We start from the raw sequence: 13,454 nt of genomic DNA, 5'->3' as shown, positions 1-13,454 counted from the left end.
GAGTCGACAGCCTACATTGCCCGGGGGCCTGTCCTGCAAACCCGTATCCCCACGGAGATGTGCCGGGGGTTTTCCCCACCCCGGGTCCGGGAGTGCGCCGGATGCCATGGCGGGGCGTCGCTCCCTACGGTCGAGGGGAGCCGTAGGAGTCATCGGGACTCCGCGACCGTCCCAGGGGGAAATCATCGTGACCCGCACCCACAGCAGTCGTCGTGTCCTCGCCGCCACCGGCGGCCTCGCCCTTCTTCTCGTCGGCGCCACCGCGTGCGCCGGTGCCTCCGCCGGTGACGACAAACATCCCGATCAGCGGACCTTCGCGCTGCCCGGTCGCACCCTCACCGTCGACTCGGACGACTCCGCGCTTGAGATCGTCGCCGCGGACTCCAGTCCGGCGGGGAAGATCGAGGTCACCCGGTGGTGGCAGGGCAGCGTGGCGATCGGTTCGGATCCCAAGGTGACCTGGGCCATGAAGGGGGACCGGCTGGTGCTGCGGATGAAATGTTCCGGGGTGATCGCGGACTGTTCGGCCAAGCACCGGATCGAGGTGCCGCGCGGGGTCACGGTGAAGGTGGAGGACGGGGACGGGAGTGTGCGGGCGCGAGGGTTCAAGGACGCGCTGAGTGTGCGGACCGGCGACGGATCCGTGCATGTGACCGACTCGACCGGGCCGCTGACGCTGCACACCGGGGACGGGTCCGTGCACGCCGAGGTGTCGTCCCGGGAGGTGCGCACGACCACCAGTGACGGGTCGGTGCACCTGGAGTTCGGGGTCGTACCGGATCTGGTGGAGTCGCGCAGTGGCGACGGGTCGGTGACGGTCGCGTTGCCCAAGGGTGCCGCCAAGTACCGGGTGACGACCAGGACCGGGGACGGCGGAGTGGATGTGTCGGTGCCCCGGGACTCGTCGAGTTCCCATGTGGTGAGCGCCCGTACGGGCGACGGGAAAGTCACGGTGCGGAACGCGAACTGACCGGCCCGTGTGTTCGTCCTCTACCGGTGGGAGAATGACAACGGTCAGGACGCACAACACGGGAGAGGGATGTGACGGCGACACCTGCGCAGCCGTATTCGCCGCTCACACGGTCCCGGCGCGGTTCCGCCGCCCGTGCCGCCTTCGACACCCTCGCGCTGATGAGCCTGCCGTTGCTGGCCGCGCCGGCGCTGGCCGCCGCGTTCGCGGGCGGCGGCACCCGGCGCTGGTTCGGCGGTCGGGCGGAGAGCCAGCGGGCCGAGGCGCAGGCCGCGAAGGACGCGGCCGCCGCCGCGTTCTACGAGCTGGACACCGCCCAGCGGGATCTGCGGATCTCGATAGACACCATCACCGCGGTCGACGACTCGCCGGCCGCGCGCCGCGCGGTGACCGACTTCGAGGCGCTGGGCCGGCGGATCGACGAGGCGAGCGGCCGGTACATCAACGCCGTCGACGCGCACGACCTCGACCGCGACGACCTGGAGGCCGCCGCCGCGAACCGGGCCCGCGCCGAGCTGACCGCAGCGAAGGACCAACTCGGCCAGGTCAAGCAGGAGTTGGACCGGTTCGAGAGCGGGCTCGGGCCGCTGCTCGGCAAAGCGGAGACACAGCTCGCGCGGCTGGCGCCGGCCGTGGAGCGGGCCCGGCAGGCACTGCTGGCCGCGAGCAACGCGCTGGACGCCGTACGGGCGTCGGGGCTGCGGGCCGACGATCTCGCCGGGCGGCTCGCGAAGCTCGGGCCGGAGCTGACGAAACTGAACCAGGGCGCCGGGCAGCATGGCGTGCCGCAGACGCTGGAGCGGGCGACGCAGGTCGCGCGGGAGGCGGAGGCCATCACGGCCGAGGCCGGTCAACTGCCCGAGCGGGCCGCCGAGATCGACCACCGGCTGGTGTCGCTGCGGACCCGCGCGCAGGCGCTGACGACCCGCGCGGGGCAGGTCGACCCGGTGCTGAGCGAGCTGCGGCGGCGGTTCTCGGCCGCCTGCTGGCAGGACCTCCAGCACGTGCCCGACCAGGCCGGTGAGAACGTACGGCAGGCCGAGCTGAAGCTGAAGGAGGCGCAGGCCGCGCGGGACGCGCAGCGCTGGCCGGATGCCACGTCACTGCTGTCGACGGTACGGGCGCTGCTGAACACCACCGACGAGGCCGTGTCGGCGGCCGGTGACCGGCTGCGGCGGCTGAACGCCGTACAGAAGGACCCCCAGCAGGAGATCGACCGCACCCGCTTCGCGATCCGCGACGCCCAGCGCCTGGCGATGTCGGGCCGCACCACACCCGAGCCGCGGCACGCCCGCCCGCTCGACGACGCCGTGGCCCGCCTCGACCGCGCGATCACCACGCTGGAGGGCCGCCACCCCGACTACTGGCACTTCCTGACCGAGACGGAGGCCGTACGGCAGACGGTCGCACGGGTGGTCGGCCAGATCCGCGAGGAGCGCGGGACGCCCGGGCACTGAGCCCGGACGCGACGGTTTGGTACCGCCGACATCCGCCTTGTAAGGGCGACGCTCTCCCCGTGAGCCACGCGCCCAGGCGAGGGCGAGGCCGTGAACGCGGATCGGCCCCCGGTCGCGCATCGAGGCGACGGGGGCCGATGACGTGCTGCCGAGCCGCGAGGCTCAGGTGCGGTACGCGTAGTAGTACGCGTTCGGGTACGAGGCGATGAGGCTCGACAGCGACCTGCGGTAGGTGTTGTTCGAGTGGTAGGTGACGTACGGGATGCCGTTGGCCTTGTACGTCACGATCATCGTGTGGTCCTTGGAGCCGTCCCGGTCGAAGTCGACCTGGATGACGTCGCCGACCTCGGCCTGGTAGACGTTGGCGAGCGGCGTGGTCCGCTTGGAGTTCTGGGCGAACCAGGACCACTCGTTGACGCCGACGAAGGAGTCCGACTGGATGTCGGCGGTGCCGAACCACTTCGTGTAGTCGTAGACGTAGCCCGGGACGTGCTTCCAGCCGCCGGCCTTCAGGGACTGGCTGACGAAGTTGGTGCAGTCGCCGCCGTCCGCGTGGCCGTTGAAGTTCGGGTAGTCCGTGTTGTAGACGTTCCAGTACTTCTCGGCGTAGGTCGCCATCGCCTTGTAGTCGTACGTCGTGCTCGTCTTCGGCACCGCCACCGGGTTGCGGGTGGTGGCCGCGCGCGGCGCGTCCGGCGTGGTGTTGCCGTCGTCGGGGGCCGGGGCGGGCGCCTTGACCGCGGGCTTGGCCACCGTGTTGACGGCGAGGCCGCCGGTGTCGGTGTCCTGGATGTTCGACAGCTGCCAGGTGCCCTGCTGGTCGGCCTTGAAGGTCAGCTCGTGGTGGGCCTGGAAGCCGGTGGTCTTCGGCGCCCCGGCGACGGCCTTCGCGTACGTCAGCGTGGTCGTCTCGGTGACGTCGGCCTTGGCGGTGCGGCCGGTGACCCGGGTCGCGTCGAGCGTGACCTTGGTGCTGCCCGTGCTGTACGTCTCGCCGAGCTTCGCGATGCTGCTCTGACGGCCGCGCAGTTGGGTCAGCGCGGACTTCTCGTCGCGCGACTGGGTGCCGGAGAGACGGACGTCGCCGGAGAAGCGCGAGGTGCTCTGCTTCGTGGTCGCCCCGTGGACAAGGGCCTGGGTGCGGTCGGTGAAGACCGCGTCGGCCAGCTTCTGGAAGGTCGCCTTGGTCGAGGCGTCCACGGTCGGGTCGTTCACGACGGCCGCGCCCGCGCTCCAGTTGGGCACGAGGGCGACACCGGCGACGACCGCACCGGCCGCCGCCGAGACTATGGCCGTACGGCTCCTGCTACGGCTCAGTTTTCTGGATTTCAATGGGGTTCCCCTCTACGCCGGTACGCCTACCGGGCGAGGGCATCTTCGCACGCCATGTGTGGCTACTGTGAAGGGGGTTGCGGTTGGTGAGTTCACCAGTCGCGACAGGTCACTTGACCACCGTGGACCAGTCCGGCGACTGCGCCGGGTCCAGGCTGCGCAACTGCTGCAAAGTCGTCGGCGACTGCACATCCATCCAGTCCGAAAGCTCCTTGAAGGACACGCACTTGACGCCCTTCTTGGTGCAGATCTTCGGGATGATCTGGTCGACGGCCTTCATGTAGATGCTGCCGTTCCAGTTCTCGAAGTGGTTGCCGATGAACAGGGGCGCCCGGCTGCCGTAGTAGACGCGGTTGAAGCCGGCCATGTACGAGTCGACGGTCTTCTGTTCCCAGTCGGCGTACTTCGCGGGGTCGCCCTGGGTGGCGCCGTTGGACTGGTTGTAGAGGAAGTTGAAGTCCATCGACAGGGCCTGGATGTTGTTCCCGTAGGGGAGCAGTTCGAGCGGGAAGTCCCAGAGGCCGTCCTTCTTGGTGGGCCATATCTGGAAGTCGCCCGGAGAGCTGGCGTCGTACTTCCAGCCGTAACCCTTCAGCGCCTTCAGGAGGTTGGGCTGGCCCTCCAGGCAGGGGGCACGGCCGCCGACGACCTCCTTCTTGAAGTCGAAGGGCAGGGCCGGGATGTCGGTGTAGCCGGTGTTGGTCTTCCAGTTCTCGACGAAGGAGAAGAACTGGTCGATCTCGCTCTTCCACTGCGCGACGCTCCAGTCACCGCCGCCCTTGGCCTCGCAGAAGTGGCCGTTGAAGTGGGTGCCGATGTCGTTGCCCTGCTCGTAGGCCAGGCGGAGTTGCTCCAGGGTGTCGCGGATGTGCTGGTCGGTCGGGAAGTCGATCGCGGCCGAGCCCACCGGGTGCATCGGCGGGTGGTACAGGTCCCTCTTGCTCTTGGGCAGCAGATAGATGCCCGTGAGGAAGAAGGTCATGTGGGCGTTGTACTCCTTGGCCATCTCCCGGTAGTGCGAGAAGAGTTTGTCGTCCCCCTGCAGGGCCCCGTCCCAGGAGAAGACGACGAACTGGGGTGGTTTCTCACCGGGCTTGAGCGGTACGGCCTTCAACTGGTCCTTCTGCGGCCCCGTGTACGAGGTCGAGCCGTCCCCCAGCACCTGCGTCTTGCCGTCCCAGACGGGTTCCTTGGTCGACTTCGGCGAGGCGTTCTTGCCGGCCGACGCGGTCGGCGCCGTGTTGTCCCGGTTCAACGCCAGATACCCGGTCACCAGGGAGGCGACGACAAGGAACACGGCCAGGGTGAGGAACCCCGGCTTCGGGGTACGGCGAGGTTCACGGGCGCGGCGGCGGCGGCCGGACGGTGCCTTCGTCGGGGGCTTCATGGGCGGCTCATTCTGCGAGGAGGTGGCGGTTGCGCTGCGGTGGTCAGCCGAGCGGGGTCATGGCTCTCGACCAGATGCCGTAGGGGACGTCGGTGACTGGGGTGCCGGAGATTCCTTTCAGCGGCAGGGGTTCGAGGCTCTTGCTCAGGTCGATGCGGTAGACGACGACGGCGGTCGACACGGACTTGGCGGTGCCGACGTACCAGGCCGCGGTGTCGTCCTGGGTGGTGCCGGTCTTGCCCGCCACCTCGGCTCCGGCGGTCTTGGCGGCGGTGGGGTGCGCGAGGCCGAAGGAGTCCGTGAGCGCCTGCGTCACCTCGTCGGCGGTGGTCTCGCTCATCGCCCGGTTCGGCTTCGGCCGCTCCAGCACGACCGCCGCGCCGTTGCGGGTGATACGGCGGACCGAGTACGGCTCGGTGTGGACGCCCCCGGCGTCGAACGTGCCGTACGCGCTCGCCATGCGCAGGGCGCTGGGCGTGGCGTTGCCCAGGGACAGCGCGGGTACCTGCGCCCCGAAACTGGAGGAGAGCAGTCCGGCCTTCTCGGCGGTCGCCCGCACGGTCGACAGACCGGTGTCCATGCCGAGCTGCATGAACGGGGTGTTCACCGACTGCGCGAGGGCCTGGCGCAGACTGATCTGCCCGTAGGACTTCTTGCCGTCGTTGTGCGCGGAGACCTTCTTGCCGCTGCGGTCCCAGTACGGCCCCTCCGGTGTGGTCACCGGCACGCCGTCGTTCCCGTCGTACAGCGTCTCCGGGGTGACCGGGGTCGGCGGTCTCCCCCGGGTCTTGGTGACCCCGTGCTCCAACGCGGCGGCGTAGACGAAGGGTTCGAAGGCCGAACCGGCCGGGACGGTGGTCGCGTTGGACTCGTTGAAGCCCTGCGTACGGTGGTCGGGGCCGCCGTAGACCGCGAGGATACGGCCGTCGGAGGCCACCGAGGAGGCGCCGTAGTGCGCGGCCTTCGCGCCCGCGGGGTCGTCCTTCTGCGCGGCCTTGCGGGCTTTGGTGACGGCGTCCGTCAGCTCGGTCTCGCGGTTGCGGTCGAAGGTCGTGTAGATCTGGTAGCCGCCGAGGTCGAAGTCCTTGTCCGAGATGTGCCCGGTCTTCTTCGCGTACTGCGTCGCCAGCTCGACCAGGTAGTCGCTCTGCTTGCCGGTGTCGTACGTCTTCGACTGCTTGAGCGGCTCGGGGAACTTCGTGTACTTGGCGCGCTCGGCCGGCGACAGCTTGCCGATCTTCACCATGCGGTCCAGGATCCAGGTCCAACGGGCCACCGCCCGGGCGTGGTTGGCCTTGCTGAGCGTCGGGTCGTAGAGGCCCGCGCCCTTCAGCAGGGAGGCGAGGAAGGCACCCTCGCTGGCGTTGAGCTGGCTGACGTCCTTGCCGTAGTAGGCCTGCGAGGCGCGCTGCAGACCGTAGGTGCCGCGGCCGAACCAGCTGGTGTTGAGATAGCCCTCAAGGATCTTGTCCTTGCTCATCTTGTTGTCGAGCTTGAGGGAGATCATCGCCTCGGTGAATTTGCGGCTCACCGTCTGGTTCTGGGTCAGATAGACGTTTTTGACGTACTGCTGGGTGATCGTCGAGCCGCCCTCGGTGTCGCCCTCGCCGACCGTGCGATAGAGGGCGCGGGCGATGCCCTTCATCGAAATGCCGGGATCGCTGTAGAAGCTCTCGTTCTCGGCGGCGAGCACCGCCCAGCGGACGTCGGTCGGAATGTCCTTCAACGGCATGGCCTGCCGCTGCACCCAGCCGGTACGGGCCATGGGCGTGCCGTCGGACCAGAAGTAGACGTTGTCCTGCTGGGTCGCGTACGTGTTGAGGTTCGAGGGGATGTCGGTGGCCGCGTAGGCGACCACGAGGAACAGTCCGCTGAGCCCGACGGAGGCGAGCACTCCCCCGAGCCACTGCCGCCAGGAGGGGATCCAGCGGCGCCAGTCGGTACGGCCCGGGCGCGGGTACTGCGGGCGCATCTTGCGGACGTACGGCGTGAGGAAGATCACGACCGGGGCGAGGCGGGCGATGAGGGGAGCGAAGCGGGGACCGAGGGCCTGGGCGAGACGGGAGAGACGGGTGCGGAGGGACGGGCGGGGGGCTTTGCGACCCCGGTGCCGTACCGGCTTCGTCTCCCCCTCAGGTATCTCGGGAGCCTCGGGTGCCGCCGGTATCGCCAGGTCGGACAACCGCAGCTGCATGGTCTCGTCCGGCCGGAACCCGGCAGGGAGCTTCAGCTGCATGGTCTCGTCCGGCCGTTGAGGCTGTTCCCCCTCCCCCTCGTGGCTCACGACGGCTCCCTCCGCACTCCATATTGCTCGCACAGGCAGACGCACAGACGTACGAGGGTCTTACAAGGTTGCCGTGGACGCGGCTGCAAATCCCGGTTCCCCCCGGCCTCACAGGTCACGCGGCGAACTCAAATTACCAGTGGTCTTCGCAAGTTCTCCATATAAGAAAACGACAGAACAGGACACAGCCGAAACCTTCATGAAAAAACAAGGTGCCGTCTTCATGTCAGCGCGGCGTTAGCCTGATGCCATGCCTCGCTATGAGTACCGCTGCCGTACCTGTGGGTCCACGTTCGAAGTCAGCCGGCCGATGGCGGAGTCGTCCGCGCCGGCGGAGTGCCCTGCGGGGCATGGCGACACGGTGAAGTTGTTGTCGGCGGTTGCCGTGGGCGGGACTGCGTCCGCCCCCGCGGCCGGGGGTGGCGGCGGGGGCGGTTGCTGTGGTGGAGGGTGTTGCGGCTAGGCGGTCCGGTGCGTTGTCGGGTGCGGGTGCGTGGGGGCTGGTCGCGCAGTTCCCCGCGCCCCTAGGGGGTTGGGGTTGAGGTCGCTCTCAGGAACTCGCGGAGGATCCGCTCCCCCGCCAGCACGCCTCGCTCCGGTAGGGCCGTGACCTGTGGGGCCGTCCAAGCCTCGTCTGCCAGTTCGCCGTGGCCTGGGCGCCAGGCCTTGTCGGCGGCGAGCAAGAGGTCGGCGTCGAGGAGGGAGTCGCCGGCTGCGAGGGCCAGGGTGGCGCCTGTGCGGTGGGCCACTTCCCTCATCGCCGCGCTCTTGGTGAGGGGCTTCGGGACTGCGTAGATCTTGCGGCCCTGCAGGGAGACCGTCCAGCCGCGGTTCTCCGCCCAGACCGCGAGTTCCTTGACCCACTCCTCGGGGAGGAGTTCGCGTTCTACGACGAGGTAGGCGAAGAGGTCCTCGGCGACGCGGTGCTTGCGCACCCAGGACGGGTCGGCGGAGTCGGCCAGGTACTGGCGGACCTCCTCCAGCGGCGCGCACTCGGCGGCCAGCTTCGCCTGTACCCCGGCGTGCCAGTCCTCGTCGGTCACGCCGTCGACCAGAAGGTGGCCGCCGTTGGCGCAGATCGCGTACTTCGGCTCCGGGCCGGGCAGGCTGATGCGCTGGTACTGCTTGCGGGTGCGGGTGGTGGTCGGCACGAACACGGCCGCGTCGGCGCCGAGTCCGCCGAGTTCGGTGAGGAGCCCGGCCGCCGTCTCCGTCATGAAGGACAGCGGCCTGCTCTCGTGCACCTCTACGCAGAGCAGCCGGGGCGCCCGCGCGTCCGGCATGGTCAGGGCGAGGGCGGCCGAGGAGTAGATGAGCGTACGGTCGAGGTCGCTCGCGACGAGTACCGGCATCAGACCGACACCGCCTTGCCGTCGGCACCGGTCGCACCGCGCGTGTACTTGGGGTGGATCAACCCCACGCAGGTGTACGGCAGTTCGGCCACCTCCTCGACGGGTACGCCTCTCTGCTCGGCGAGCAGCCTGACGTGATCGAGGTCGGCACCCGCACCGGCCCGCGCGAGGATCTTCCAGGGCACCCGGCGCAGCAGCACCCGGGTGGTCTCGCCGACGCCGGGCTTGACGAGGTTCACGTCGTGGATGCCGTACTCCTCGCTGATCCGCTCAACTGCCGCCCAGCCCTCCCAGGTTGGCGTACGGTCGGCGGCCAGCAGTTCCTTGGCGAGGGTCGCCACGGCGTCCGTGACCTCCGGGAAGCGGGCGGCGACGGCGTCCAGGAAGTCCACCGAGACGTCCGCGCCGGCGAGTTCGCGGTAGAACTTCGCGCCGTGGAAGTCGTGCGGGCCGACCAGGTCCGAGCGCAGCACCGTACGCGAAATCAGGCCCGACACGGTCGAGTTGAGGCAGGCGGAGGGGATGAGGAAGTCCTCGCGGGTGCCGTACGTCTTCACGCAGGAACCGGGGTCGGCCAGTACCGCGATCTCCGGGTCGAAGCCGGTGATGCCGTCGGACTCCTCGAACTCCCTGATCGCGTCGGTGAGTTCGCGGGTGATGGCGCCCTTGCCGGTCCAGCCGTCGACGAACACGACGTCGGCCGGGTCGTGCTGGGCGGCGAGATAGCGCAGCGCGTTGGCGTCGATGCCCCGGCCGCGCACGATCGACACGGCGTAGTGCGGCAGGTCGAGACCGTGGCGGTACTGGGCCCAGCGGCGCATCAGGACACCTACGGGGGTGCCGGCACGGGCGAGCGACACGAGCACGGGGTGCGGGGAGCGCTCGGCGAGGACCAGTTCGGTGACCGCGCCGACCGCCAGCGCGAGGCGGCCGGCGGCCTCGTCCAGGGCGGTGTGGAACAGCTCCTGGTACTGCTCGCTGGGCTGGTACTCCACCGGCAGCGACTCCGCGTAGTGCGCCCCACCGCTCTGGATCGCTTCCTCCCGCTCCTCGGTCGGCGCCTCCAGCGTCACGTCCGAGAGGTCCTGGAGCAGCCAGCCGACCTCTTCCGGCGCGTACGAGGAGAAGGCGGGGCCGCGGAGGGGCTCGGGCAGCATGGGGGGCCTTTCGGGGACGTACGAGGGGATCACCGCGAGGACGACGTGCGGGGTGTGCGCGGCCAACTCGGCCAGCAGACCGTGCAGTTCGGGAGTGTCCCCACGCGAGTCGACGACCGCGACCACCGCGTCGAAGCCGGCGCCGGCGATGTTGTAGGCGTAGCGGTCACCGGGGCCGTCGGCGGGGGTGTCGTGGGCGGGGAAGGTGAGGCGGGTGCGGATCGCGTAGCCGGGGTCGTCCACCGCGAGGACGGGGGAACGGGTGGTGGTGGAGTAGGTGACGTCGGCGTCGGCTATCTGCTCCAGCTCGCGGGCGAGTCTGAGGGGGGCGTACATCAGCTCTTCGAAGCCGAGGATGTGTACGCGGTGGGCTTCTTCTGGGAGTGCCTCTGCGAGGCGGGCGGCCATTGCGGGGAGGGCGCGTTCGAGGCGTATTCGGTGGGCGGGGGTGAAGCCGTGACGGCCGCCGTCGGGGAGGTTGTGGGGCCAGCGGAGATCGATGCGTCTCGGCTGCGGGCCGGTGGGGGCTGGTCGCGCAGTTCCCCGCGCCCCTAGGGGGTTGGCGCCCAGGTGAGTTTTTAGGGGCGCGGGGAACTGCGCGCCCGGCCCGGACGGCGCCGCAGACGACATACGACCTGTCCCGGCACCCCCTGCCTCGTACCGCGCCACCAACTCCTGCCCCTTCTCCAGCACCCCCGCCGGCAGGCGAACCGTGCCGGAGGCCGCTGTCACCAGGTCCACCCTCGTGCCTATCTCCCGCGCGAACTCGTCCAGGCGGCCCGCGTCCGCGGGGGAGCGCATGTCGACCAGGGCCACCACCACATACCGGTCTCGCGGGTAGCGCTCGTGGAGGTCGCGGATGGTGTTGAGGACCGTGTTGCCCGTCGAGAACTCGTCGTCCACCAGGACCAACGGGCCCTCGCCGGCCAGCAGCGCGGGGTTCTCCGGCAGCAGCAGATGCGACGTCGCGTGGGAGTGCGACTCCTCGAAGCCGCCCGCCGTGGCCACGCCGGGGACCGGGCGGCGGGTGGAGTGGAGGTAGGGGGCGACGGCGATACCGTCGGCCACCGCGTGGCCCAGGCCCGTCGCGGTCTCCGCGTAGCCGAGGACCACCGCACGGGCGGACTCGTCGGGGCCCAGGAGGTCGCGGACTCTGCGGCCCAGGGTGAAGCCGTAGCCGTAGACGATCGACGGGGACTGGGGGACGTGTTTGCCGAGCACGTTCGAGACGAGGAGGTGGGCCCGTTTGGGGTTGCGGCGGAGGGCCAGGCCCAGGAGGTCGGTCAGTTCGGGGTCGCCGAGGAGTTCGACGCCGAGCCGCTCCGCGACCCAACTGCCGGACCAGACCCCGTTGTTCACTGCCTTGTTCATGCGTCCCTTGCGATTCAGCCGGGGATTCCGGCGGCGAGCAGCTCCACGAAGCCGACGTCCTCGCGTGCGACGCCGAAGATCTCGGCGCGCAGCATGGTCCGCTCGGCCCAGGCGCGGTGCGGCTTCACCTCGTTCATCTTGTTCGTGTACGCCGAGCGCAGCACACCCCCGCCGCCGCGCTCGGGCCGCAGGATGTCCTGCGCGTCGCAGAACTCCTCGTGGCTGACCACGGACAGCGCGTGCACGGGCAGCACGTGCGTGGGGTGGATGCAGGTCTTGCCCATCAGCCCGTTGGCCTGGTCGAGGGCGATCTCGCGCAGCAGGCCGTCCATGGCGTGCTCGATCAGCGCCTCGCGCAGCTCCTCGGCCTGGCCCTCCAGGAAGGGGCTGCGGCGCAGCTGCGGCTTGAACATGCGCTCCTGGACCCGGAAGTACTCCCACACCGGGCCGGTCACCGTGAAGCCGGTGCCGTCGGCCCGGCCCAGCATGTTCACCACGTCGCCGATCACGTTGGCGACGATCTGGACGTCGTAGGCCGTCATGTCGGAGGCCCTGCGGAGGCCGTAGGAGGAGCAGAAGTCGGTCACGCCCAGGCGCAGGGCGAGGACGCGGTCGCGGTACTTGTCGACCGCGCGGGAGATGCCCTCCAGGGTCTCGACGCGCGACTCGCGGTAGAGCAGCTCGGGCGACTCCAGGACCGGCATGCCGAAGAGGCGGCGGCCGCTCGACACCTCGGCGGCGGCCAGTGCCTCCAGGAAGGGCATGCCGCGTTCCTCGGTGAACTTCGGCATCACGAAGCCGGAGAGGAGTCGTACGGCCGAGCCCATGCGGCGGACCAGATCGGGGATCTGTTCGGGCACGCGGACCCGGACGAACAGCAGCGGGAGCTCCACGCCCGGGCGGGCGGCCAGCTCGGTGAACTGCTGGACGAGGTTCTCCTCGGCGGCCGGGACGTCCTCGTCGCCGATCGAGTCCTCCAGGCACAGCACCATCGACACGACGCCGCGCCCGGCCAGCTTGACGATGTCGTCGGCCAGGTGGGGCCTGGTGGCCGGGCTGTAGAGCGTGGCGCCGAGGGCCGCGGCGAGCAGCCGGGCCGGGGAGTCCGCGTCGAACTCGCACGGCTCCTGGAAGAAGAGACGGTGCCGCACCTCAGGGGCAATGTGCCCGAAATGACGCATAAAGCTCCCCCGTGGTGACGATGTGACTCGTGATTGTTTTCGATAGGTGGCCGGTAATAGTACGTACAAATCCATGTCAGGGGTTCCCGCCGGGCATGAACTTCAGGTAACTCGGCCGTGTCGGTGTCCGAACCCCCACGTTGTCGTGACCAGGACCGAGAGGGCAGGATGACCGCATGACGCACGCGATGCTGAAGGGGTCGAACGTCCCGTTGGAGGCCACCACGGTACGTGCCGTGCTGCGCTGGACGCCCGGACAGGGTGTCCCGGACGTGGATGCCTCTGCTCTGCTCCTCGGCCCCGCCGGTCAGGTGCGTTCCGACGAGGACTTCGTCTTCTACAACCAGCCCCGGCATCCGTCCGGGAAGGTCTGGTGGCTCGGCAAGAAGCGTGTCGCCGAGGGCCCCACCGACACGATCCAGACAGATCTGGCCGGTGTCGAGCCCGAAGTCAGCCGGATTCTGGTGGTCGCATCGGCGGAGGACAAGACCTTCGACCGCGTACTGGGCCTGCGCATCTCGCTGTACGACGCCGCCGTCGCCGAGGGTGAGCCGCTGCTGTATTTCGACATCAAGCCGGAGACCGGCGAGGAGACCGCGCTGATCTGCGGGGAGCTGTACCGGCGGGGTGAGGGGTGGAAGTTCCGGGCGCTGGGTGAGGGGTACGCGAACGGGCTGCGCGGGCTGGCCATGGACTTCGGGATCACGGTCGACGAGTCGGAGGCGGCGAGCGCTCCTGAGGTTTCGCAGCCGTTGCCTCCGGCGGTTCCTGTGCAGTCGTCCGGGTACGGGTATCCGCCGGCGCAGGAGCCGGTGACTCAGCCTGCGTACGGGTATCCGCAGGCCGCTCCGGCGGCTGCGGACGGGACGTATGGGTATCCGCAGCCGGTGCCTGTCGCTTCCGCGGTGGATCCGGATTTTCGGTTGCCTCCGCAGGGGCCGCAGTTCATCTGAGGGCGGGTGG

10 protein-coding genes and 1 tRNA gene are annotated in these 13,454 nt (G+C 69.5%); 4 read left to right on the top strand and 7 right to left on the bottom strand.

What is annotated here, in order from left to right; translation table 11 throughout:
• The first annotated feature begins 187 nt into the window (after positions 1-187).
• Together ACIBJH_RS11770 and ACIBJH_RS11765 are read left to right on the top strand one after the other, a co-directional pair.
• Entirely contained in the window at positions 188-970 is a 783-nt protein-coding gene (locus ACIBJH_RS11770) for a DUF4097 family beta strand repeat-containing protein (RefSeq protein ID WP_399116673.1), read from the top strand.
• A 71-nt stretch (positions 971-1,041) separates the two neighbouring features.
• Entirely contained in the window at positions 1,042-2,427 is a 1,386-nt protein-coding gene (locus tag ACIBJH_RS11765; RefSeq protein WP_399116672.1) for a hypothetical protein, read from the top strand.
• Positions 2,428-2,430: 3 nt separating this feature from the next.
• Here ACIBJH_RS11765 and ACIBJH_RS11760 read toward each other — a convergent pair.
• From ACIBJH_RS11760 to ACIBJH_RS11745, 4 genes are all read right to left on the bottom strand, one after another.
• Positions 2,431-2,501, bottom strand: a tRNA-Val gene (locus ACIBJH_RS11760).
• Between the two features lie 88 nt (positions 2,502-2,589).
• Complete coding sequence (locus ACIBJH_RS11755) at positions 2,590-3,759, bottom strand: amidase domain-containing protein (protein WP_399116671.1); 1,170 nt, start codon at positions 3,757-3,759, stop codon at positions 2,590-2,592.
• 109 nt (positions 3,760-3,868) lie between these two features.
• Complete coding sequence (locus ACIBJH_RS11750) at positions 3,869-5,146, bottom strand: hypothetical protein (RefSeq protein ID WP_399116670.1); 1,278 nt, start codon at positions 5,144-5,146, stop codon at positions 3,869-3,871.
• Between the two features lie 43 nt (positions 5,147-5,189).
• Positions 5,190-7,382: a transglycosylase domain-containing protein gene (locus ACIBJH_RS11745; protein WP_399116930.1), complete on the bottom strand. Its 2,193-nt coding sequence runs from the start codon at positions 7,380-7,382 to the stop codon at positions 5,190-5,192.
• Positions 7,383-7,680: 298 nt separating this feature from the next.
• Here ACIBJH_RS11745 and ACIBJH_RS11740 point away from each other — a divergent pair, with 298 nt between their 5' ends.
• Positions 7,681-7,893 (top strand): zinc ribbon domain-containing protein, encoded by a 213-nt coding sequence (locus ACIBJH_RS11740; protein WP_399116669.1) that lies wholly within the window; start codon positions 7,681-7,683, stop codon positions 7,891-7,893.
• Between the two features lie 61 nt (positions 7,894-7,954).
• On the opposite strand, the gene ACIBJH_RS11735 is transcribed toward ACIBJH_RS11740, so the two are convergent.
• Genes ACIBJH_RS11735 through ACIBJH_RS11725 form a run of 3 tightly spaced genes read right to left on the bottom strand, consistent with a single transcriptional unit; the run spans position 7,955 to position 12,491 of the window.
• Positions 7,955-8,782: an HAD family hydrolase gene (locus ACIBJH_RS11735; protein ID WP_399116668.1), complete on the bottom strand. Its 828-nt coding sequence runs from the start codon at positions 8,780-8,782 to the stop codon at positions 7,955-7,957.
• Positions 8,782-11,310, bottom strand: coding sequence for a phosphoribosyltransferase (locus ACIBJH_RS11730; protein WP_399116667.1), 2,529 nt, complete (start codon positions 11,308-11,310; stop codon positions 8,782-8,784). Before ACIBJH_RS11730 ends, ACIBJH_RS11735 begins: the two co-directional genes overlap by 1 nt.
• 14 nt (positions 11,311-11,324) lie before the next feature.
• Positions 11,325-12,491 carry an HpcH/HpaI aldolase/citrate lyase family protein gene (locus tag ACIBJH_RS11725; protein WP_399116666.1) on the bottom strand — a complete coding sequence of 389 codons (1,167 nt, stop codon included), beginning with the start codon at positions 12,489-12,491 and terminating at the stop codon, positions 11,325-11,327.
• Between the two features lie 176 nt (positions 12,492-12,667).
• Between ACIBJH_RS11725 and ACIBJH_RS11720 the strand changes: the two genes are divergently transcribed.
• Positions 12,668-13,444, top strand: coding sequence for a TerD family protein (locus ACIBJH_RS11720; RefSeq protein WP_399116665.1), 777 nt, complete (start codon positions 12,668-12,670; stop codon positions 13,442-13,444).
• Positions 13,445-13,454 lie beyond the last annotated feature (10 nt).

It is taken from the genome of Streptomyces sp. NPDC050548, assembly GCF_044457385.1.
Lineage (GTDB): Bacteria > Actinomycetota > Actinomycetes > Streptomycetales > Streptomycetaceae > Streptomyces.
The sequence above is the reverse complement of the archived record's forward strand: the minus strand, read 5'-3'. Positions and strand labels throughout refer to the sequence as shown.